Raw genomic sequence first — 21,586 nt, 5'->3', positions numbered from 1 at the left:
GAAGGAGAACAGGAATGCACGCGAGCCCGACGAGGATCCTTGCGAATGCCAGTGCGATGACCATTGCCATGGCAGCTGCGATGATGGTCTGTCTGACGGCGGCACCTGTGGCGCAGTCGGCCGGGATCGATCTGTCCACCGGCGAGGGCGCCGTAGCCGCCTCGCGCAAGATCATGTGCTCCCTGGAGGACGAGAAACCGGTGTATTACTGGTGGCACGGGCGGGCCTACAGCCGCGTGCCCGGCGAGGCGGACAAACTGCTGCTCCTGGTGGAGGGCATGAACGTGCGTCAGTGCGGCACGGTCACCGACCCCGAGAGGGGCGAGGGCTACCGGCTGGTGAGCCGCGAGATCCTGCTCTACAAGGATCCGCAAACGGGCGAAGTGCTGCAGGAGTGGGAAAACCCCTGGACCGGCGAGACCGTGGAAGTGGTGCACGTCACCAACGATCCGGTGAACGGCCGGCCCACCTTCGAGCGCACCGCCGACGGCGAACCGTATCAGGTCGGCCTGTCGACGAAGAACAACGCCTGGTGGATGACCATCACGGTGCCGCTGTTCTACCCGAACCCGCTCGGCGGTGACTACCAGCCCTACGTCGGCGGCACTTATCACGCCACGGAGATGTTCAATTTCATGGGCGACATCGACGATCTGGTGGACGCCGACAAGCACACGGCCGACGTCCGCGTGGGCTGGGTGCGCCGTTCCCAGTGGCTGCCCTGGATGAAGATGGGCGGACGCCACGGCGACATGTACATGCACACGGCGGGCCTGAAGATCAACGGCTACGACGAGCTCTCGGACACGATGAAGACGCAGATCGAGGAGAACTACCCGATCTATCGCGAGCCGCCGCCGGTGGACGATGCCCGGCGCAACGTCACCAGCTGGTCGTACTTCCGCAGCCTCATGGAGCAGCGCCGCGAAGCGCGCGAGGAGGCGGGGTCCCGCCACTGATCCTCAGTCCTCGTCAGATCGCCATAGCTGGCCACAAAATGTCATGAGCGACGAGCGCCTGCTCGACGTCCGCAATCCGCGGACCGGCGAGTACGACTACCGAATCGCGCCGGCCGACGCCGGGGCCGTTGCCGCCGCCGCTGCCCGCCTGCGGGCGGGCCAGCCGGCGTGGGCGGCGCGGCCGCTCGAGCAGCGTATCGGTGTGCTGGGTGACTGGGTCGATGCGCTGTCCCGTTACCGGCAAGAGCTGCTGGACGCCCTGGTCGCCGACACCGGACGGCATTTCGTCTCCGTGGCGGAGATCGGCGGCGTCGCCGGCACCGTGCAGCGCTGGTCGCGGCTCGCGCCCGAGATACTGGCCGAGCCGCTGCGCTCGTCCTCGGTCCCGGGCATTACCTACCGCACCCAGCTGGTGCCCGTGCCGCTGGTGGGCGCCATCAGCCCCTGGAATTTCCCGCTGACGCTGTCGCTCATCGACGCCATACCGGCGCTGATCGCGGGCTGCGCGGTGCTGGTGAAGCCGAGCGAGGTGACGCCGCGCTTCGTCGCGCCGCTCGCCGCCGCGCTGGCGGAGGTGCCGGAACTCGATGCCGTGCTCGGCTTCGTGCAGGGCGACGGCGCCACCGGCGCGGCGCTGATCGACAACGTGGACGCCGTTTGCTTCACTGGCAGTGTGGCCACCGGGCGCAAGGTGGGTGCGGCCGCTGCCGCCCGCTTCATCCCGGCCTTCCTGGAACTCGGCGGCAAGGACCCGATGGTGGTGCTGGCGAGCGCCGACCCGAAGCAGGCGGCAGCCACGGCGCTGCGTGCGTCGGTGACCGCAACCGGACAGGCCTGCCAGTCCATCGAGCGCGTTTATGTTGCGCGGGAGATCTTCGACGAGTTCGTCGCGGAGCTGGTGGCTGCGGCCGAACGGGTCGAGCTGAACTGGCCCGACATCCACGCAGGCCACATCGGCCCGCTGATCTTCGACCGGCAGGCGGAGACCATCCACACGCAGCTGGAGGATGCGGTGGCGCGGGGTGCGCGCATCCGCTGCGGCGGCGAGATCGAGACCCACGGCGGCGGCCTTTGGATACGGCCGACCGTGGTCACGGGCGTCGATCACGGTATGGCACTGATGCGCGAGGAGACCTTCGGGCCGGTGATCCCGGTGATGCCGTTCGATACGGTGGAGGAGGCCGTCGCGCTCGCCAACGACAGCGAGTTCGGCCTCTCGGCCGCGGTCCTGGGCGGCAGCCTGGAGGAGGCCGAGGCCGTGGGCCGGCAACTGGAGGCCGGTGCGGTCAGCCTCAACGACGGGGCGATGACCGCCCAGTTCTACGAGGCGGAGAAGGATTCGTTCAAGAGCTCCGGCCTGGGCGGCTCGCGCATGGGTCCGGCAGGCATGCGGCGCTTCCTGCGCCGGCGCGCCCTGATACGTCAGGAGAACGCGCCCGTCACCATCGAGGCGGTGGCCGAACGCCACGGCCGACCCTGAGCGCTGCGCCGCGCCCGCCGCACCGCGGGCTCAGAACATCTCCGACGGACCGGCCTCCCGCGAGCCCTGCTTGCTGCGGCTCGGGATGAAGTCGCCCGTGATCATCTCCGAGTAGGGCATGCCGGGGCCCACCATCGGGAAGACGCTCGCCTCCGGGTCGATGATGACCTCCAGAAACGCGGGGCCGGGATACTCGATGAACTCGCGGATGGTCTCGGGCACCTGCTGCTTGTCCGCGAGCCTGACGGCGTACTGAAAGCCGTCGGCCTGGGCCGCCTTGACGAAGTCCTTGCTGTGCAGCGACTTGTCGCTGGCCGACAGGCGGCCCCGGTAATAGAGCCGCTGCCATTGCTTCACCATGCCGTCGCCGTAGTTGTTCAGCACGACGACCTTCACCGGCAGCTCGTAGGTGGTCACCGTCTCCAGCTCGCCGAGGTTCATGCGGATGCTGGCATCGCCGTCGATGTCGATCACGAGGCGATCGCGGCGGGCGAACTGGGCCCCCACGGCCGCCGGCAGGCCGAAACCCATCGTGCCCATGCTGCCGGAGGTCAGCCACAGGCGCGGCGCCTTGAAGTCGAAGTACTGCGCCGCCCACATCTGATGCTGGCCCACGCCGGTGGAGATGATGGCCTCGCCGCCGGTCAGCCGGTTGATTTCCTCGATGACGTACTGGGGCTGGATCAGCTCGCTCGCCCGGTCGTAGTTGAGCGCGTAGGTCTTCTTGAGGTCGGCGATCTCGCCGTGCCAGCGGGAGTAGTCCTTGTCGAAGCCGATACGCCGGCCGTACGCGGACAGCTTGCGCAGACTCGAGGTCAGCTCGCCGATGTAGTGCCAGTGCACGCTCTTCACCTTGCCGATCTCCGACGGGTCGACGTCGAAGTGGGCGATGTGGCGAGCGTTCGGCGCGAACTTCTTCGGTACCCCTGCCACCCGGTCGTCGAAGCGCGCGCCCACGGCGATGAGGAAATCGCAGTCCTCCACCGCGTAGTTGGCGAAGGCCGTGCCGTGCATGCCCAGCATGTGCAGCGACAGCGGCTGCGTGGTGTCCGCCGCGCCGATGCCCATGAGCGTGGTCGTGACGGGTATGCCGTGCTGGTCGGCGAACTCGCGCAGCGCCTCGGTGCCGTTGGAGTTGACCACGCCGCCGCCTGCGTAGATGAGCGGCCGCTCCGCCTCGGCCAGCATGCGGTAGAAGTTCTCGCACTGCTCGGCCGAGAGCGAGTCGCTCATGGCGGTCTGCAGCCGGCGCCGGTAACCCGGCACGGGCAGCGAGCCACCGCCGCGGAAACTGCCTTCCCAGTTCTGCACGTCCTTCGGGACGTCCACGACCACCGGGCCGGGCCGGCCCGTGCGAGCGATCTCGAAGGCGGTGCGCACGGTGGCCTCGAGGCGCTCCGGGTCGGTGACCAGGAACACGTGCTTGGCGACGGCGCCCATGATGGCGGAGACCGGCGCCTCCTGGAATCCGTCGCTGCCGATGGCGCCGGTGGGCACCTGCCCGCTGATGACGACGATGGGCACCGAGTCGGCCATGCAGTCGCGCACCGGCGTCACCGTGTTGGTGGCGCCGGGGCCGGAGGTCACCATGACCACGCCCACCTTGCCGCTGGCCCGCGCATAGCCTGCCGCCATGAAGCCGGCGCCCTGTTCGTTCGCGGGCACCACCAGCGGCACGGGCGAGCGCCCGTCCTCGCCGCGGTGTTCGTCGTTGTAGCGGAACACGGCGTCGTAGGTCGGCAGGATCGCGCCGCCGCTGTAGCCGAAGATCGTGTCCACGCCCTCGTCCACCAGTACCTGCACGATGATGTCCGCGCCGGTCATGGTCTTGCCCGCCAGCGGGTGGGCGGGGGCGGCTCTCGTCTCGCTGATCTCGCTCATGGCAACTCGCTCGCGGCATCGCGCTGTGGCTGCGGCCTGCCGCAACCCTGGGAACGGCGGAAAATCAAGGGTCCGATCGAGTCTCGGTCAATTCCTTGTGCATTGCAATAGCCGGGAATAAGCGCCAGTATCATCACGTTACGTCATTCTTGCCACGGGACCAGCCGGACCATGCGACACGTCATCTCCGTACTCATGCAGAACGAGGTGGGGGCACTGACCCGTCTCACGGGCATGTTCTCCACCCGCGGTTACAACATCGAATCGCTGAACGTGGCGCCCACCGACGACCCCACGCTGTCCCGCCTTACGGTGGTCTCCAGCGGCTCGGATGCGGTCATCGCCCAGATCGTGAATCAGATGGGCAAGCTCATCGACGTGGTGAGCATCCACGACATGACGCTGGGCGAGCACTTCGAGCGGGAGCTGTTGCTGCTGAAACTGAAGATACCCACGGGCGCCTACGAAGAGTTGCGCGGGGTGGTCGACGCGGCCGGCGCGCGCGTCCTCGACGACTCCCAGAACAGCTTCACCCTGGAGCTGACGGCCACCGTGAAGGAAGTGCAGGATTTCATGGACCGCTCCGCCGGCATCGCGCGGATCATCGCCGTGGTGCGCAGCGGCGCGCTGGCCATGTCGCGGGGCGAGCAGGTGCTGGCCCACGAGTCCGGCCTGCGCGACAGCGCCTGAGATCGTCGGGGCCCAGGCCGTGAGTTCGCGCGGCAGACCGGGAGACTACCGGCGCCTGGTGGTCAAGATCGGCTCGGCGCTGCTGACCACTGAGGACGGCGCGCTGGACCGGGACTGGCTGGCGGCGCTGGCGGCCGACCTGGCGGCACTCCGCGCCGAGGGACGTCAGGTGCTGGTCGTCTCTTCCGGCGCCGTGGCGCTCGGCAGCGCACCGCTCGGACTCGCACGCCGCCGCTCCCGGCTGGAGGAACAGCAGGCGGCGGCCGCGGTGGGCCAGGTGCGCCTCGCCCATGCCTGGCAGTCGGTGATGGCGGAGCACGGCGTGACCGTCGCCCAGGTGCTGGTCACGCCGGACGACACCGAGGACCGGCGCCGTCATCTGAACGCCCGCGGCACGCTGGAGACGCTGCTCGAGCTCGGCGCGATGCCGGTGATCAACGAGAACGACACTGTGGCCACCGACGAGCTGCGTTACGGCGACAACGACCGCCTCGCGGCCCGGGTGGCGCAGATGATCAGCGCGGACGGCCTGCTGCTGCTGTCCGATATCGACGGCCTGTACACGGCCGATCCCGCCGCGGATGACTGTGCCGAACATATCCCGGAGGTCGAGCGTCTCACACCGGAGATCGAGGCGATGGCCGGGCCGGTATCTTCCCGCTGGGGCTCCGGCGGCATGCGCACCAAGCTCGCCGCGGCCCGCATCGCGCTGGCGGCGGGCTGCGACATGATCATCGCCGACGGTCGGGTGCACTCGCCGATTGCGGCGCTGGCCGCGGGCGGTCGCTCCACCCTGTTCCGTGCGGGCGCCACGCCGGTGGCGGCGCGCAAGCGCTGGATCGCCGGCAGCCTGGAAGTGCGCGGCCGGCTGCTGCTGGACGCCGGCGCGGTGGCCGCGCTGGCCCGGGGCGGCAGCCTGCTGCCGGTGGGCGTCACGGCCGTGGAGGGTGAGTTCGCCCGGGGCGATACGGTGGCCCTGGCCGATGCCGACGGCACGGAGATCGGCCGCGGTATGATCGCCTATTGCGCGGAGGATGCCCGCCGCATCCGCGGCAGGCGCTCGGCGGAGATCGATCGGATACTCGGCTTCGCCGGCCGCAGCGTGATGGTCCACCGGGACGATCTGGCGCTGTTCCCGGCGGCGGACGACGGACGGAAAGACGAGGCAACGGCATGAGCGAACGCGCGCACGCGAGTGCGGAAGAGAGCGAACTGCAGGCGGAAGTCGACGCACTGATGGAAGAGATGGGTCGCGCGGCGCGTGATGCTGCCGGCGAGCTGGCCCGTTCCACGGGCGAGCAGCGCGAGCAGGCGCTCAGGGGGGCGGCTGCGCACCTGCGCGACTCCGCTGCCGATGTCCTGAGCGCCAACGGCAGGGACATGGCGCTCGCCCGGGAGAAGGGCCTCTCAGCGGCCATGCTCGATCGCCTCGCGCTGGACGAAGGCAGGGTCGAGGCCATGGCGGCGGGCCTCGAGGCCATTGCCGCGCTGCCGGATCCGGTCGGCCGGGTGATCGCGGAGTGGGACCGGCCCAATGGCCTCACCATCCAGCGCGTGACGGTGCCGCTGGGCGTGATCGGCATCATCTACGAGAGCCGGCCCAATGTGACGGCGGACGCGGGCGGGCTGTGCCTCAGGTCCGGCAATGCGGTGATATTGCGCGGGGGCTCGGAGAGCTATCACTCGAGCCGGGCGATTCTCGCCAGCCTGACCGCCGGCCTGGCCGCCGCCGGGCTGCCCGAGGCCGCCATCCAGATGGTGCCCACGCGGGATCGTGCGGCGGTCGGCGCACTCCTGTCCGGGCTGGACGGCTGCGTGGACGTGGTCGTGCCCCGGGGCGGCCGGAGCCTGGTGGAGCGGGTGCAGCGGGATGCCCGGGTGCCCGTCATCGGCCATCTGGAGGGGTTGTGCCACGTCTACGTGGACGGGAGTGCCGACCCTGACAAGGCGGTGGCGGTCGTCGTCAACTCCAAGATGCGTCGCACGGGGATCTGCGGCGCGGCGGAAACGCTGCTGGTCGATCGTGCAGTGGCCGGTGTGCTGCTGCCCCGGATCGGCGCGGCGCTTGGCGAGGCGGGCTGCCGGTTGCGGGGCGATGCGGAGGCCTGCCGGAGGCTGGATCACTGCGAGCCGGCGGAGGAGGCGGACTGGCGCACCGAATATCTGGACGCGGTCATCGCCATCCGGGTGGTGGACGGCGTGGACGGGGCCATCGCACACATCCGCCGCTACGGCTCGGGCCACACGGAATCCATCATCGCGGAAGCCACCATGCCGGTGGAGCGCTTCTTCCGCGAACTCGACAGCGCCATCCTGCTGCATAATGCGTCCACCCAGTTCGCCGACGGCGGCGAGTTCGGCATGGGGGCGGAGATCGGCATCGCCACCGGGCGCATCCATGCGCGCGGGCCCGTCGGCGCCGAGCAGCTCACGAGCTACAAGTACCTGGTTCGCGGCGACGGGCAGACGCGGCCGTGAGCGAGGCCGCGGCCGGCGAGGGCGGGAGCGGGTCCCGCTACGATGTCGTCGTTATCGGCGGCGGCATCAACGGCGCGGGCATCGCGCGGGATGCGGCGGAGCGGGGGCTCGATGTGCTGCTGCTCGAGCAGGACGACTTTTCCGCGGGCACTACGGCCTGGTCCAGCCGGCTCATCCACGGCGGGCTGCGTTATCTGGAATACGCGGAAATCTCGCTGGTGTACGAGTCGCTGCACGAGCGGCGCCACCTGCTCGAGGCCGCACCGCACCTGGTGCATCCGCTGAAGCTGGTGATCCCGGTCTATCGGGGCGCGCGGCGGGGCAAGGCGCTGATCCGCGCCGGCATGCTCGCCTATGACCTGCTTTCGCTCGGCAAGGAGCTGCCGGGGCACGACATGCTGAGCCGGCGGGAGCTGCTCGACGAGGAGCCGGGGATACTGGCCGAGGGGCTGCGTGGGGCGGCCGCCTATTACGACGCCCAGGTGCCCTGGGCGGAGCGACTGGTGATCGAGAATCTGGTGGCGGCCGAGCGGGCCGGCGCCGTGCTGCGCAACTATTGCCGGGTGGAGGCGCTGTGCGACGGCTCGGGCAAGATGGACGGCGTCGAGTACCGGGATCTGGCGACGGGAGATCGGCACCGCGTGCATGCCCCGGTGGTCGTGAACGCCGGTGGCCCGTGGGTGGACAGGGTGCTGAAAGGGCTGCCCGCGCGGCTGCCGCGGCTGATGGGCGGCACGAAGGGCAGCCACGTGGTCGTCTCGCCGTTCGAGGGAGCGCCGTCCAGCGCGTTCTACATCGAAGCCGAGGCCGACGGCCGGCCGATGTTCGTTATCCCGTGGAGCGGGCTGTATCTGATCGGCACCACGGATATCCGTTACTCCGGCGACCCGGCGGATGCGCGGGCGAGCAGCGAGGAGGTGGACTACCTGCTGGCGGAGGCCAATCGGGTCTTCCCGCGGGCGGGCCTCCGGCGGGAATCGGTGCACTACACCTACTGCGGCGTGCGGCCCTTGCCCTGGGAGGAAGGGCCGGAGGGCGCGATCACGCGCAAGCACATCATCCGGGAACACGACGACGTGGCCCGGGGGCTGCTGTCTATCATCGGCGGCAAGCTCACTACCTATCGCCACCTGGCGGAGGAGGTCGTGGACCGCATCGGCCGGCTGCTGGAACGGGATCTGCCCGAGTGCCCCACGGACGACGAGCCGCTGCCCGGCGGTGCGGATTTCGAGGAGGCGCGGCAGCGGCTGGCTGCGGCCGCGATCGTCGCGGAGAAGACCGCCGGTCACCTGCTCTCGGTCTACGGCAGCCGGGCCCTGGAGATCGCGGAGATGGCAGTCGCCGAGCCGGCGCTGGGTGAGATCGTCTGCGAGCGTACGGGCGCGATCGCCGCAGAGGTGGTCTTCAGCCTCGAGCAGGAACACGCCCGCACGCTGGACGATCTGCTGCAACGGCGCATGATGATCGGCCTGGGTCCGGAACTGGGGCTGGACGTGCTGGATGCTGTGGCGTCTGTCGCCGGCGACCACCTGGGCTGGAGCGACGAGGAACGCAGTGCGGCCAAGGCCGCCTACCACCAACGCCTCGACCGCTTCCAGGTGCCGGACCGAACTTTTTAAACTTTTGAAACTTATTTGCCGGGAAGACGGCGGACAATAGCGGCAGCCGCCTATGGACTGCCAACAGGAATAAGTTTCAAAAGTTTAAAAAGTTCGGTCCGGCACCTTAGTGACGCAGGGCGTAGAGGCCTGGGCCGCGGTGGTCGGCCCAGCTGCGCGGCGAGTAGGGCACCACCTCGATGATCTCGCCGGCCTTCAGGCGCTTTTGCACGCCGATCCACCACTCCGCCTGCAGCAGCTCGGAGTGGTGCTCCATGAACGCCTCCCGGTAGTCGGGCTTCAGACCCAAGAATTCGATGAACTGCTCCGGGAAGACGTCGTTCGGGCCCACATAGAACCAGGCACCCGACTGCATCTCCTCCATGTCGTCCCGCGGCGTCGGCATGTTGCGGAAATTCGCCTCGGTGACCAGGCACAGCTCGTCGTAGTCGTAGAAGATCACCCGGCCGTGGCGGGTGACGCCGAAGTTCTTCAGCAGCAGGTCGCCGGCGAAGATATTGCTGAAGGCCAGATCCCGTATGGCCTGGCCGTAGTCGATGACCGCCCGCAGCGCGTCGTCGTATTCCGCTTCCTGCACGTAGAGATTCAGCGGCGTGAGCCGACGCTCGATGTAGGCGTGCTCCACGATCAGATCGTCGCCCTCGATCCGGCAGGTATCCGCGCAGCCGGTCAGCAGATCCTCCAGCAGCGACTGCTCGAAGCGGTGCTTGCCGAATTCCAGCTGGCGGAATTCCTGCGCGTCCACCAGCCGCCCGGCCCGGTCGTGCTTGAACACCAGCTGATACTTTTCCAGCACGTCCTTGCGCACCGTCGTCTTCGGAAACGCGAAACGATCCTTGATTATCTTGAACACGATGTCGTAGGAGGGCAGCGTGAACACCTCCATCACCATGCCCTTGTCGCCCCGCGCCCGCACGAACAGGTCGTCCGACTGCTCGAGGTGGTGGAAGAAACTGCGATATCGCTCCGTCTTACCCTGCTTCGCCCGGCCCAGCACCGTGTAGATCTCGGCGATCGGCTTTTGCGGCAGCATGGACTTCAGCATGGCGACCGTCGCCCCCACCACCTCCAGGTCCACGTGGAAATAGCTGCGGGTGAAGCCGAACAGCATGCTGACGTCGTTCTCGGACAGGATCACCGCGTCGGCGTAGATGCCCTCGTCGGTGTTCTTCAGCGCGATCACCAGCGGCGACCACCAGTCGTTGCCCTGGATGCGCCCGACCAGATAGGCCCGCGTGCCCTGGTAGAAGACGGGCTCGAGCAATTCGATGCGGCGGATCCGCGCATTGGGCCCGTGCGACTCGCGGAAGGCGTTCACCTCCAGCGTGATGTAGTTGATGGTGCGCTCCCGGTCGCGGAAAGGGACCGAGAAGCTGTAATCCGACAGCACCTCGTCGAAGACGAAGTCGAGCGCACCCCGGTTCTTGTAGACGCGGCGCTGGATGCCGTCCAGCAGGTGCTCGGTCGGCTCGACGTCCAGCGCGATGAACTCCACGGCCGGGTCCACGCCGATGGTGGCGAAGATGCGCCGGGTGATGGAGCTGAAGAAGGTCTTGAAGAACTCCGAGTCCGGATACTCGAGGATCATCCGGGCATAGTGTTCCTTGATGGCGGCCCAGAGTTCCCGGTCCTGCGCCCGATCGTCGAGCTTCCCCTTCAGCTCGGAGACGGTACCGTTGACGATCTTGTCGTAGAGGTCGATGCGCTCGGCCGCGTCCTTCTGTCCCGCGGCCCACTCCCGCCGCTCGAACCGCCCGCGTGCGCGCTGGGTGATCAGGCGGAATTCCCGGTTGTAATGCAGGAACGCCTCCACGATGTACTCCGCCGTATCGGCGGCCATCGTGGAGGCGTTGTCGTCGGCGCTCAAGATCGACGCGATCCGTCGGCTTACATGTTGCCGATCATCGCCGTGGCGAATTCGCTGCACTTCACCTCGGTGGCGCCTTCCTTGAGGCGGGCGAAGTCGTAGGTGACCGTCTTGGAGCCGATGGTCGCGTCCATGGCCTGGATGATCTTGTCGGCGGCTTCCTCCCAGCCGAGATGGCGCAGCATCATCTCGCCGGAGAGGATCAGCGAGCCCGGATTCACCTTGTCCTGCCCCGCGTACTTCGGCGCGGTGCCGTGGGTGGCCTCGAACACGGCGTGACCGGTCTCGTAGTTGATGTTGCCGCCCGGCGCGATACCGATGCCGCCGACCTGGGCGGCCAGCGCGTCCGAGAGGTAGTCGCCGTTGAGGTTCATGGTGGCGATCACGTCGAACTCCCCGGGCCGGGTCAGCACCTGCTGCAGGGTGATGTCGGCGATGGCGTCCTTGATGAGGATGCGGCCCTCGGCCAGCGCCGCCTCCTGCTCCGCGTTCGCTGCGTCGCCGCCTTTCTCGGCCTTCGTGCGGTCGTACTGGTCCCAGGTGTAGGTCTGGTCCGCGAACTCGGTCTCGGCCAGCCGGTAGCCCCAGTTGCGGAAGGCGCCCTCGGTGAACTTCATGATGTTGCCCTTGTGCACGAAGGTCACGCTCTTGCGCTTGTTATCGATGGCGTACTGGATCGCCGCCCGCACGAGCCGCTCGGTGCCCTCACGCGAGACCGGCTTGATGCCGATGCCCGAGGTCTCGGGGAAGCGGATCTTGTTGTACTCGGCCGGGAAGTTCTCCTTGAAGAGACGCAGGAAGCGGGCGTTGTCGTCGGAGCCCTCCTGGAACTCGATGCCGGCGTAGATGTCCTCCGTGTTCTCGCGAAAGATCGCCATGTCGACGTCGGCGGGGTTGCGCACGGGCGAGGGCACGCCCTTGAACCAGCGCACCGGCCGCAGGCAGACGTAGAGGTCGAGCAGCTGGCGCAGCGCCACGTTCAGGGAGCGGATGCCGCCGCCGATGGGCGTGGTCAGCGGCCCCTTGATGGAGACCAGGTACTCCCGGCACGCCTCGACCGTGCTCTCCGGCAGCCAGCTGTTGTAGCGGTCGTTGGACTTCTGGCCCGCGAAGATCTCCATCCAGTGGATCTTGCGCTTGCCGTCGTACGCCTTCTCCACGGCCGCGTCGAAGACCCGCACGGCGGCGGCCCAGATGTCCGGACCGGTGCCGTCACCCTCGATGTAGGGGATGATGGGATTGTCCGGCACGCGCAGGTTGCCGTTGTCGTTGACGATCTTCTCGCCGCCCTGGGGCGGTGTCAGTGTTGGTTCGGACATGGTGTCTCCGTTCTGGATGTCGTTGTTCCGGCGGCGGCGCCCGGAGGCGGACGCCGGCGTCGCGCGATGCCCGTATTATGAGGGATAGGCCGCGGCAGTCCCACCCCGCTAACGGGCCGGCGCCAGCCGCCAGGCCAGCTCGACGTAAAGCTCCCGCCCGCGGCCCGGGAAATAGCGGTAATTGCCGAAGGCGAAGTCTGCGCGGTCGGCGTATTCCCGGTCGGTGACGTTGTTCAGCCGGGCGCGCAGGCCGAGCCGGGGCGAGAGGTCGAGCTCGGCGCCCAGGTCCAGGAGTTCGTGGCCCGGATAGCGGTGTTCGTTCTCGGCGTCCAGGTAGTAGCTGCCCTGGTGGCGCAGATCCGCGGTGAAAGCGTAGCCCGGCACCGGCTCCCAGCGCAGCTTGAGGTTGGCGAGCGTCTGCGGGGCCGTGTCCACCAGGTTGCCGGAAACGAAGGTCTCGCCGCGGTCGGCCACGAGGTCGAAGCGGTAGGTCTGGCGCGTCCAGGTGCCATCCAGCGACAGGCTCAGCCTGTCGGTGAGCAGCCAGTCGAAGTTCACCTCGACGCCGAGGTGCCGGCTGGCGCCGCCGCTCACGTTGAAGCCCTCGGCGTCCCTGAGGACGCTGTCCTCCTTGTCCATCAGGAAGCCGACCAGTTCCAGCCGGACGGCCTCGCCCAGGCGGCGATAGCCGAGTTCGAGGCTGTCCACGCGCTCGCTGTCCAGGTCGGCCACTTCCTGGCCGTTCTGCAGGCGATAGAGCTCGGTGGCCTGGGGCGCGCGGAAGCCCCGGCGCAGATTGGCGAACACGGCCTGTGCCGCGTCCAGGCGGTAGTTGAAGCCGAGCTTCGGGGCGAGGTTGGTGAAATCGTCGCTGCCATCGGCGGGACGGGTGTAGAGGCAGCCGCCGAAGCCGCAGGGCGTGCCGTCGTCCCGGGTGTTGCCCGCGAGCATGCGGTTGTCGTAGTCGTAGCTGAGGTGCTCGAGGCGCAGGCCGAGCTCCAGCGTGAGCCGCTCGCCGATGGTGGGCGTCCAGTGCACGAAAGGCGCCGCCGACCAGGCTGCCACCTCGTAGTCGTATTGCTTGCCAGGCGGCCGGGTCTCGACCAGGAAGGGCGGGCCGTCCTGCACCGGGCCGTCCTGGGTCTGGCGCAGGTAGCCATCCGACCACTCCATGTCGATGCCGGCGAGCAGCGGCAGGCTGCCGCCGGTGAAATCGAGCACGCCGTTCAGGCCGGCGCTCACCTGGCCGTTCTCCTCCAGCGGCTGTCCCGGCAGGAAGTGCTGCAGGAATTCCATGTCGGAGCGGCGGGCGTAGGCGGTGAGATCCAGCTCGAGCGCGTCGCGGCTGAAGGCGGTCCAGCGGGTGCTGAGCCGCTGCGCGTCGGCGTTGCGGAAGGCCTCCGGGTTGGGATTGGTACGGTTGAGATCGGGGTCTTCGTAGGCATCTTCTCCGAGGACGTAACCGGCGGTCTCCTGTTCCAGGTGGGTCGCAGCGAACGACCAGCGCACGTCGCGGCCGGCCAGCGGCGTCACCACATTCAGGTTCAGCTTGCCCTGCCCGTAGCCGGAATCCTCGCGGAAGCCGCCGTCTTCCTCGCCGTGCAGCCGCAGCACCCAGGGCGCGGTCTCGCCGCCCGCCCAGCGCGCCGAGCCCCGCAGGTAGTCGTTCGGCCCGGCTTCCGCGCTGAAGCCGCGGCGACGGTCGCTGCGCGGGTCCGGCGTGATGACGTTCACCAGCCCGTGCAGTGCGTTGGAGCCGTAGAAGGCACTGCCGGGACCCCGCACCACCTCCACCGCGCCGGCCTGTTCCGTGTTCACCTCGAACAGCTGGTTGACGTTGCAGAAGCCGGTGGGGCGGACGGGCAGACCGTCCTCGAGGAACAGGAACGCGCCGCAGGAGCCCGCGCCGGTCAGGACGGGCGAGCGGATGGCCGTGAGGTGCTCCTGACCGCTGCCGCGGCTGATCCAGGTGCCGGGCATCTCCAGCATCAGTTCGTGCACGTGGTGGTGCCCCAGCGCCTCGATCGCCTCGCCCTCGATCCGCGCGGCGTTGCCGGTCGCCGTGATGAGCGGCTGGTCCCGCCGGGTGGCGGTGACCACGATCTCCTGAATCGAAACGGTCGTCGTCTCCGCCGCCGCGGGCATTGCTGCGCCCGCGCACAGTGCGACGGCCGGCAGGAGCACCGGCGCGACGCGGGCTCCGTGTCCGGCGCGGAGCGGCATCAGGTCTGCTTCCCCACCTTCTCGAAGATGAGGCTCACCTCGTCGCCGATGCGATAGTAGCCGTGGCGGGTGCGCATGCGCTCCAGCGCCTCGTCCCGTTCGCGCTCGGTGGCGTACCAGTGGACCTTCTCCCAGTCGGCGTCGACCAGGTTGTTGAACGGGTCCGAGGGCGGCAGCGTGACGCGGATGCCCCAGGGGCGGTCCTGTCCGGCCCGGTCCTTGTCGACGAGATTGTGACGATGGGCGTATTCCATGACGGCTCGCGGCTCGGCCCGCAGTTCAGGCGGAGGCGGGATTATAACGGTTAGCGCGCCGCGTCACCGCCGCTCGTCCGGGCCGGGCGGGCGGTCGCCGGCGCCCTCGCGGTCGGCCCAGCCCAGCCAGCGGCGGGTGACCAGCAGGTAGAGGCGCTTGCCGGAGGCCATCCAGATGCGTGACGTCCAGGCCGGCGTGGCGAGGATGCGCCGCTCCCGGGCGGTCAGCGCCTCGGGCCGATAGGTGCGCTTGTGCTTCAGGAAATGGCGCAGATCTTCCCGCGCCAGCAGGCGGAACAGGGGGCCGCGGCGACGGCTGACGGAGGCCAGCTGGAAGTCGACCAGCGCCGGCATGCCGTCGTCGTCCACCAGCCAGTTCGGCTCCTTGGCCAGGTCGTTGTGGGCGACTCCGGCACGGTGCAGCCGCCGCAGCAGCCGGAAGGCCTCGCGGAAGTAGCGCGCATCCCGCGGCCGGGCCTCGTGCATGGGGCGGCCGGCCAGCCACTCCCGGTCCAGGCCCCAGCGGCCTTCGCGCAGGACGGTCGGAGTACCCGGCACGGCCGCCAGCACGGCCAGCGCGCGTGCCTCGCGCCGGGCGAGCCGGCGGGCCAGCCAGCGCGACCAGACGGGCGCCGCGCCGACGTCGCGCCGGATACAGTTGCGTCCGGCGTCGTCGCGCACCCGCAGGACGCGGCCGAAGGTATCGCTCTTCAGTAATTCCGTGCTTTCCATGGCTCCGTGGCGCCGTCAGCCGCCGGCGGGATAGCGCCCGCGGCGGGATTTGGCCAGAATGGCTCGCTCGGGTCCGTCCGCCGGACGGGCCGGTGGACGCATGATAACCGCCGGGGTGCCATGAGCCAGCCGGGCAAGAAAAAACAGGACGGCCGCCGGGACCTGGACGGCTTCTTCGTCGCCGGCGGGCCCGTGCAGCCGGGCCGGGGCTGTTACGTGCGCCGGGCCGCGGACCGCGAACTGGGACGGCTGGTGCGCGCCGGCGAATACGTCCAGGTCATGGCGCCGCGCCACATGGGCAAGTCCAGTCTGATGGCCCGGCTTGCCGAGGAGCTGCGCGGCGAGGGCCGCCACGTCGCGGTCGTCGATCTCACCCAGGTGGGCGCCCGGGAGCGGCCGGACGACCTGGGCCGCTGGTTCTACAGCTTCGCCTTCCGCCTGATCCGTCAGCTCCGTCTCAAGGTGGACCTGCAGGAATGGTGGCAGGACAAGGCCGTGCTGACCAACCGGCAGCGGCTCACGGAACTCTACTGGGACCTCATCCTGGAGAGCACGAGCGGACCGGTGACCATCTTCATCGACGAGATGCAGTGCCTGGACAACTTCCCCGGCGTCGAACAGCTGCTGGCGAGCATCCGGGCTGCGCACAATGCCCGGGCCGCGGAGCCGGGGCTGGCCCGGCTCAATTTCGTCATGCTGGGGATGAGGGTGCCGGAAGGCTTCGAGACGGATTCGGAATACTCGCCCTTCGCCGTCGCCCAGCCGGTGGTGCTGCGCGACTTCCGCCTGCACCAGCTGGACGTGTTCGGCCCTGCGCTCGGCCTGCCGCCGCCGCGGGCGAAGGAGGCGCTGGAGCGGATCCACTTCTGGACCAACGGTCAGCCCTATCTCACGCAGAAACTCGCCCGTGCCGTCGCCCGGGCGAAGATGCGCGAGGCCGACCTCGAGGACCCGGCGTTCGTCGTCGACGCGCTCGTCTACCGGCTGTACCTGAATCCGTCGGCGCTGAGGAACGAGCCCCACCTCAGCTACCTGCACCATGCGCTGACGGAGCCGCGCAAGGAGCACGATGAGATCCTGGCGGTCTACGGCCGCGTGCGCAAGGGCGGCAAGGTCATCCTGGACCCCGAGTCCACGGCACAAAGGCGTCTGATTTCCCAGGGCCTGCTGGTGCCGACCCGGGGCGGCACGCTGGCCGTACGCAGCCGCCTTTACCATCAGGTATTCACCGCGCGCTGGGCCAACGAGCAGCTGCCTTTCCGCTGGCGGCGCATCAGTACGGTGGCGGCGGCGGTGCTGCTCACCATACTGATCCCGATCTGGTACACCCAGTTCCTGCCGCGACCGTGGACCGCCGTCCTGACCTCCGCCGGCGCCACCCTGCCGGAGGCACGGCAGGCCTGGGAGACCCTCTCCCGGCTGCCGGGTCACGGGGCCAGCGCGGACCGCATGTTCCTCGACTACCTCACCCGCATGAGCCGGGGCGCGACCGATGTCACCGCCGTGGAGGCGGCCGATGACTGGCTGCGGACGCTGCCCGGCGCGGAGCCGCTGGCCGACCAGCTGGTGGCGGAATTCTGGGACCGCAGGGCGCTGGCGGCCGAGTTCCGCCACGAGCGCGACGCCGCCCTTCTGGCCAGGCTTCGTTCGCTGGTGGAGCCCACCGTGGAGCGCCGGCGGCGCGCGGCCGCGCTCATCGGCGCGGACTACGATCTGCTGGCCGCGACGCTGCGTGTGCCGCGGGGCTTCGATCAGGCCGTTCTCGACCGGGACGGGCGCCGGCTGATCGCCGTGCGCGGCAACAGCGTGCATGCCTGGCGTATCGACCGCCTGCCGCCGGTGGCCGAGCCTGCCTGGGACGCCACGGCGCTCGCGTTCCTGCCGGCGGTCAGCCGCCGCCAGGTGCAGGCCGAGGGCAGGGCCGGCGCGGGCCTGGTGCTCGAGGCCCAGCTCGATCACGACCGTCCCTTCGACCTCAGCATCACGCTGACCGCGCCCTCGGGCCGCAGCGTGACCTTCCAGCCGGGTCTTGCCGGTGCGTCTCCGCTGCGCCATCGCTTCACTGCGGAAGCGGGCGCCGTGCTCGCGCCGCTGGCGGACGAGCCGCGGGGCGGTACCTGGACGCTGTCCATCGCCGATCGGGTGCCGGGCGTCACGGGCGCGCTGGAGGGGTGGAGTCTCGATTTTGGCGACGTCCGCGCCGACGGATCGCCGTCCGGACCGCCGCTGCCGCTGGAGGATCCGACACCCGAATCCGCGTCGGCGTTGTTCCTAGGTCCCGCCGGGCGCTACGCCATCGCCGTGCCGCCGGCAGGTGATGCGGCCGCCCGGGTCTGGGATCTGGCCTCGCTGAGTCCCGTGTCCACGCTGCCGATCACCCGGGAAGACCGCATCATCGGCTTCGTGCTGGATCAGCGGGTCGTCCTGGTGCACGGTGCGGCCGGCATCGAGGCATGGACCCTGTCCACCGGGGATCCGGCCGAGCTGCCGGGAACGGGGCGCGAAGCCACGCTGAGTGCATTGTCACCGGACGGCGAGATGCTGGCGCTGGTGGGCGCCGGCCCCGAGCGGGCGGTGGAGGCTTTCGATCTCATCGAAGGCCGGCAGCTCGGGGTCACCGCGGCCGGCGTGGACCACGGCGCCATCGCGATCGCGCCCGGCGGCCGGATGGTGGCCGTCGCCGATCCCGACCGCGCCGTGCGCATCTGGCGATTCGGTGACGAACAGCCCGCCGCGGAGCTCGATCCGCCGGGCCAACCGGTCGCTCTGGACTTCGACGTCGGAGGCGGCCGCCTGGCCGTGCAGCTCGCCGATGGCGGCCTGATGCTGTGGCGTGCGGGTGACGAGGGGGCGGGGCAGGTGCGCAACTTCCCGGGGCCGGGCCCCTGGCGGGTGAGTTTCGACGAAACCGGCGACCGCCTGCTGGTGGGGTCGGCCGGGTCCGGCTTCCGTCTCCTCGGCGAGAATCTGGAGACTCTGGCCGGGCCCCTGCTGAGGGGCGGCTTTGCGACGGGCCAGCCGGTCTGGGCCGCGCATCGGGACGCGGACCGGCTCGCACTGACCGGCAGTCCGGGCGAGGGCTGGATGCGTGTGTGGCGGCTGCTGCCCCGGCCGGCCGCCGTCGGCAGCAGCGGGTCGGGCGTCGTGACGAGCGTCGCGCTGTCTCCGGACGGCCGGACCATCGCCATCGGTACCCGCGACGGCAGCCTGCGGCTGCAGGCGATCGGCGATGACCAGAGCAATGGCATTGGCAATGGCAGCGACGAGGGCGGTGCCGACGAGCGGGCGGCAGAGCAGGTCGACTACTTCGGCCATGCCCGCGCCGTCTGCTGCGCCGCATTCAGCCGTGACGGCAGCGTGCTCGCCAGTGCTGCCGTCGACGGCAGCCTGCGGGTCTGGGACGCAGAGGCCGGCGAACCGAGGGAGTTCATCGCGCTGCAGCCGAGCGCCCACCCGGTCAGCGCGCTGGCGGTCTCCGCCGACGGCCGTCGGGTGGTGGTTATCGCCGGACCCCATCTGCGGATCTGGGACGCGCGGGATGGCACCCTGCTGTCGGAGCGTCAGCCGGGTGCCCGCATCACGACGGTCGAAAGCCTGCCGGCGGGCGAGGGATTCCTGTTCGGCGATGCATCGGGCAGCGTGTGGCGGCTGGCCGGGGACGATCGGATGGAGCGTCTGACCGGCGTCGGCGGGCCGGTCACGGCCCTGGCGCCCACCCGCGACGGCGGCATCCTCGCCGTCGCCACGGCCGAGGGCGCGCTGCAGCTGCTGGACATGGCCGATCGCCAGCTGAAGGGCGCGGCGGATCCGTTGCCGGGAGCGGCGACCTCGCTGGCGTTCAGCGCGGACGGCGACCATCTCGTCGCCCGCAGCGGCCACTGGCTGCATCGCTACCGCCTGTCCGTTTTCCAATTGCTCCCGGAGTCCGCCCGTTTGCTGCCCGCCACGGTCATCCGCGGCGGGATGAGCCTGCCGGGCGATGACGGCGAGAGGGTGCGCGTGCTGGCAGGCTACGGCGCACCGCGGCCGGTGGGCGTGGACTTCGGTGCGGCGGACGTGGCGCCGCTGCAGGGCGAGTCGGCCGTGCTGGTGGAGCAGTGGCGGGACCGTCTGCGGGCGGGCACGGCCCTGGTCAGCGAGCCGGTCCCCGCAGGGCCCGAACGACCATCTCCAGTCCCCGGGCCGTGACCCGCCCGGGCGGCAGGGGCGCGGCCGCCTGCAGTTCGACCGGGGCGCGGAAACGACGCGGTCTCTTCAGCAGCGCGCGTCCGCCCCGACGGCTGAACCAGCTGTCCCAGAGACCCCGCAGCGCCATCGGCACGACCGGCACCGGCCGCATGGCCAGGATGCGCTCGATGCCCGGGCGGAATTCGCCGATGCGGCCGTCCGGTGTCAGGGCGCCCTCCGGGAATAGGCAGATGAGGTGGCCGGCGGCCAGTTCGTCGTCGATGGCGCGGTAGGCGGCCTCGAGCAGCGCCTCGTCGTCCCGGCGCGAGGCGATGGGGATGGCGCGGGCGGCACGGAATAGGTAGGACAGCACCGGCACCGCGAATATGCGGTGGTGCATCACGAAACGCACCGGCCGCCGCACCAGTCCGCCGATGATCAGCGCATCCACGAAGCTGACGTGGTTGCAGGCGAGCACCGCCGGCCCGGTCTCCGGGATGTGTTCGAGCCCCCGCACCCGCACCCGGTACATCACGTGGACCAGCAGCCAGGCGGAGACGCGCAGCAGGAATTCCGGCAGCGTGACGCAGAGATACGCCGCCACCAGGGCGTTCACCGCGGCGAGCACGAGGAAAAGCCCCGGCAGCGTCAGGCCTGCTGCGAGCGCGGCCAGGGCCAGGGCGGCGGCGAGCACCATGAACAGGGCGTTGATGATGTTGTTGGCGGCGATGACCCGCGAGCGGTGCCGCTCGGCACTGCGCTCCTGCATCAGTGCGTAAAGGGGTACGCTGAACAGGCCGCCGAACACGCCCAGCAGCAGGAAGTCGACGAAGATGCGCAGGGTGCCCTCCCGGGCGAAGGTGGCGACGACGCCGGCCTGCTGCCCCGTCACCGCTGTCGGGTGCGCCAGGTACACGTCGAGTGCGAACACCGTGAGACCCAGCGCGCCGATCGGCACCAGACCCAGCTCGATACGGCGCCCGGACAGCCGCTCGCACAGCAGCGCGCCGAGGGCGATGCCGACGGCGAAGGCCACCAGCAGCACCGTGGCGACGCCCGGGTCGCCGCGCAGGATCTCCGCGGCGTAGACTGGCAGTTCCGAGAGGACGACGAAACCGAAGCTCCAGAACCAGGAGATGCCGAGAATGGCGAGCAGCACGCTGCGCTCCTCGCCCGCGAAACGCATGATGCGCAGCGTCTCGGTGAACGGATTCCAGCGCAGCACCAGGTCCGGTTCCGGCGGCGGCGCCTCCGGGATGAAACGTGAGGCGGCATAGCCCGCCACCGCGAAGACGAGCAGCAGCAGTGCGAGCAGCACCGACCCCGGGCCGCCGGCCGCGACGGCGAGCCCGCCGATCGCGAGTCCCAGGATGATGGCCAGATAGGTGCCGCCCTCCACCAGTGCGTTGCCGCCGACAATCTCTCTCTCCGTGAGGGTCTGGGGCAGGATCGAGTACTTCACGGGACCGAACATCGTGGATTGCAGTCCCATCAGGAAGACGAGCGCCAGCAGGGCGCCGCCGTGGGCGGCGGTGACGGCGAAGGCGGCGAGCAGCATCAGGGCGATCTCGGCGAGCTTCACCCGGCGCATGAGCAGTGCCTTGTCGTACTTGTCGGCGAGCTGCCCGGCGAGGGCGGAGAACAGGAAGAACGGCAGGATGAACAGCGCGGCGCTCAGGTTGACCGCCAGCGAGGGCGCCAGCCCCGCGATGCTCACCGCATGGAAAGTGAGGAGGAAAATCAGCCCGTTACGCAGTACGTTGTCGTTCAGCGCGCCGAGGAACTGGGTGACGAAGAATGGCAGGAACCGGCGTTCCCGCAGCAGATCGAACTGGCTTCGAGCAGACTCCGCCATGGTGCTCCCCCGGCAATGCCCCCTGCCGGGGCGGCGGTCGTGGCGACGTCGGACAATGGTAA

General features: G+C 69.6%; 14 protein-coding genes. 7 read left to right on the top strand and 7 right to left on the bottom strand.

What is annotated here, in order from left to right; genetic code table 11:
* Positions 1 to 14 precede the first annotated feature (14 nt).
* Together ACJMKZ_RS14370 and ACJMKZ_RS14365 are read left to right on the top strand one after the other, a co-directional pair.
* Positions 15 to 959: a DUF1838 family protein gene (locus ACJMKZ_RS14370; RefSeq protein WP_405233890.1), complete on the top strand. Its 945-nt coding sequence runs from the start codon at positions 15 to 17 to the stop codon at positions 957 to 959.
* Between the two features lie 43 nt (positions 960 to 1,002).
* Complete coding sequence (locus ACJMKZ_RS14365) at positions 1,003 to 2,439, top strand: aldehyde dehydrogenase family protein (RefSeq protein WP_405233889.1); 1,437 nt, start codon at positions 1,003 to 1,005, stop codon at positions 2,437 to 2,439.
* Positions 2,440 to 2,469: 30 nt separating this feature from the next.
* On the opposite strand, the gene ilvB is transcribed toward ACJMKZ_RS14365, so the two are convergent.
* The gene (gene ilvB / locus ACJMKZ_RS14360) at positions 2,470 to 4,320 is read right to left on the bottom strand and encodes a biosynthetic-type acetolactate synthase large subunit (protein WP_405233888.1); all 1,851 of its coding nucleotides are present in this window, start codon (positions 4,318 to 4,320) and stop codon (positions 2,470 to 2,472) included.
* A 171-nt stretch (positions 4,321 to 4,491) separates the two neighbouring features.
* Between ilvB and ilvN the strand changes: the two genes are divergently transcribed.
* From ilvN to glpD, 4 genes are read left to right on the top strand one after another with little or no spacing between them, the layout of a single operon-like run.
* Positions 4,492 to 5,010: an acetolactate synthase small subunit gene (ilvN, locus tag ACJMKZ_RS14355; RefSeq protein WP_405233887.1), complete on the top strand. Its 519-nt coding sequence runs from the start codon at positions 4,492 to 4,494 to the stop codon at positions 5,008 to 5,010.
* Positions 5,011 to 5,029: 19 nt separating this feature from the next.
* Positions 5,030 to 6,187, top strand: coding sequence for a glutamate 5-kinase (gene proB / locus ACJMKZ_RS14350; RefSeq protein WP_405233886.1), 1,158 nt, complete (start codon positions 5,030 to 5,032; stop codon positions 6,185 to 6,187).
* Positions 6,184 to 7,488, top strand: a complete 1,305-nt coding sequence (locus tag ACJMKZ_RS14345) for a glutamate-5-semialdehyde dehydrogenase (RefSeq protein ID WP_405233885.1) — start codon at positions 6,184 to 6,186, stop codon at positions 7,486 to 7,488. The genes proB and ACJMKZ_RS14345 overlap by 4 nt, the downstream gene beginning before the upstream one ends.
* Entirely contained in the window at positions 7,485 to 9,107 is a 1,623-nt protein-coding gene (glpD, locus tag ACJMKZ_RS14340; RefSeq protein ID WP_405233884.1) for a glycerol-3-phosphate dehydrogenase, read from the top strand. Before ACJMKZ_RS14345 ends, glpD begins: the two co-directional genes overlap by 4 nt.
* A 106-nt stretch (positions 9,108 to 9,213) precedes the next feature.
* Here glpD and aceK read toward each other — a convergent pair whose 3' ends face one another.
* The 5 genes from aceK to ACJMKZ_RS14315 all read right to left on the bottom strand — a co-directional run bounded on the left by aceK (position 9,214) and on the right by ACJMKZ_RS14315 (position 15,502).
* Complete coding sequence (gene aceK / locus ACJMKZ_RS14335) at positions 9,214 to 10,974, bottom strand: bifunctional isocitrate dehydrogenase kinase/phosphatase (protein WP_405233883.1); 1,761 nt, start codon at positions 10,972 to 10,974, stop codon at positions 9,214 to 9,216.
* A 20-nt stretch (positions 10,975 to 10,994) separates the two neighbouring features.
* A complete protein-coding gene (gene icd, locus ACJMKZ_RS14330) occupies positions 10,995 to 12,293 on the bottom strand; it encodes an NADP-dependent isocitrate dehydrogenase (protein WP_405233882.1) in 1,299 nt (432 codons plus the stop codon).
* A gap of 108 nt (positions 12,294 to 12,401) precedes the next feature.
* Positions 12,402 to 14,516, bottom strand: a complete 2,115-nt coding sequence (locus tag ACJMKZ_RS14325; protein WP_405233881.1) for a TonB-dependent receptor — start codon at positions 14,514 to 14,516, stop codon at positions 12,402 to 12,404.
* Complete coding sequence (locus ACJMKZ_RS14320) at positions 14,516 to 14,770, bottom strand: hypothetical protein (RefSeq protein WP_405233880.1); 255 nt, start codon at positions 14,768 to 14,770, stop codon at positions 14,516 to 14,518. The genes ACJMKZ_RS14325 and ACJMKZ_RS14320 overlap by 1 nt, the downstream gene beginning before the upstream one ends.
* Before the next feature lie 63 nt (positions 14,771 to 14,833).
* Complete coding sequence (locus ACJMKZ_RS14315; protein ID WP_405233879.1) at positions 14,834 to 15,502, bottom strand: serine/threonine protein kinase; 669 nt, start codon at positions 15,500 to 15,502, stop codon at positions 14,834 to 14,836.
* 120 nt (positions 15,503 to 15,622) lie between these two features.
* On the opposite strand from ACJMKZ_RS14315, the gene ACJMKZ_RS14310 reads away from it, so the two are divergent.
* Complete coding sequence (locus ACJMKZ_RS14310; RefSeq protein ID WP_405233878.1) at positions 15,623 to 19,690, top strand: AAA-like domain-containing protein; 4,068 nt, start codon at positions 15,623 to 15,625, stop codon at positions 19,688 to 19,690.
* On the opposite strand, the gene ACJMKZ_RS14305 is transcribed toward ACJMKZ_RS14310, so the two are convergent.
* Complete coding sequence (locus ACJMKZ_RS14305) at positions 19,635 to 21,524, bottom strand: MFS transporter (protein WP_405233877.1); 1,890 nt, start codon at positions 21,522 to 21,524, stop codon at positions 19,635 to 19,637. The genes ACJMKZ_RS14310 and ACJMKZ_RS14305 overlap by 56 nt on opposite strands.
* Between the last annotated feature and the right edge of the window lie 62 nt (positions 21,525 to 21,586).

The sequence above is a fragment of the Lentisalinibacter salinarum genome, from assembly GCF_040706555.1.
Classification (GTDB): Bacteria; Pseudomonadota; Gammaproteobacteria; order Steroidobacterales; family Woeseiaceae; genus Lentisalinibacter; species Lentisalinibacter salinarum.
The sequence above is the reverse complement of the archived record's forward strand: the minus strand, read 5'-3'. Positions and strand labels throughout refer to the sequence as shown.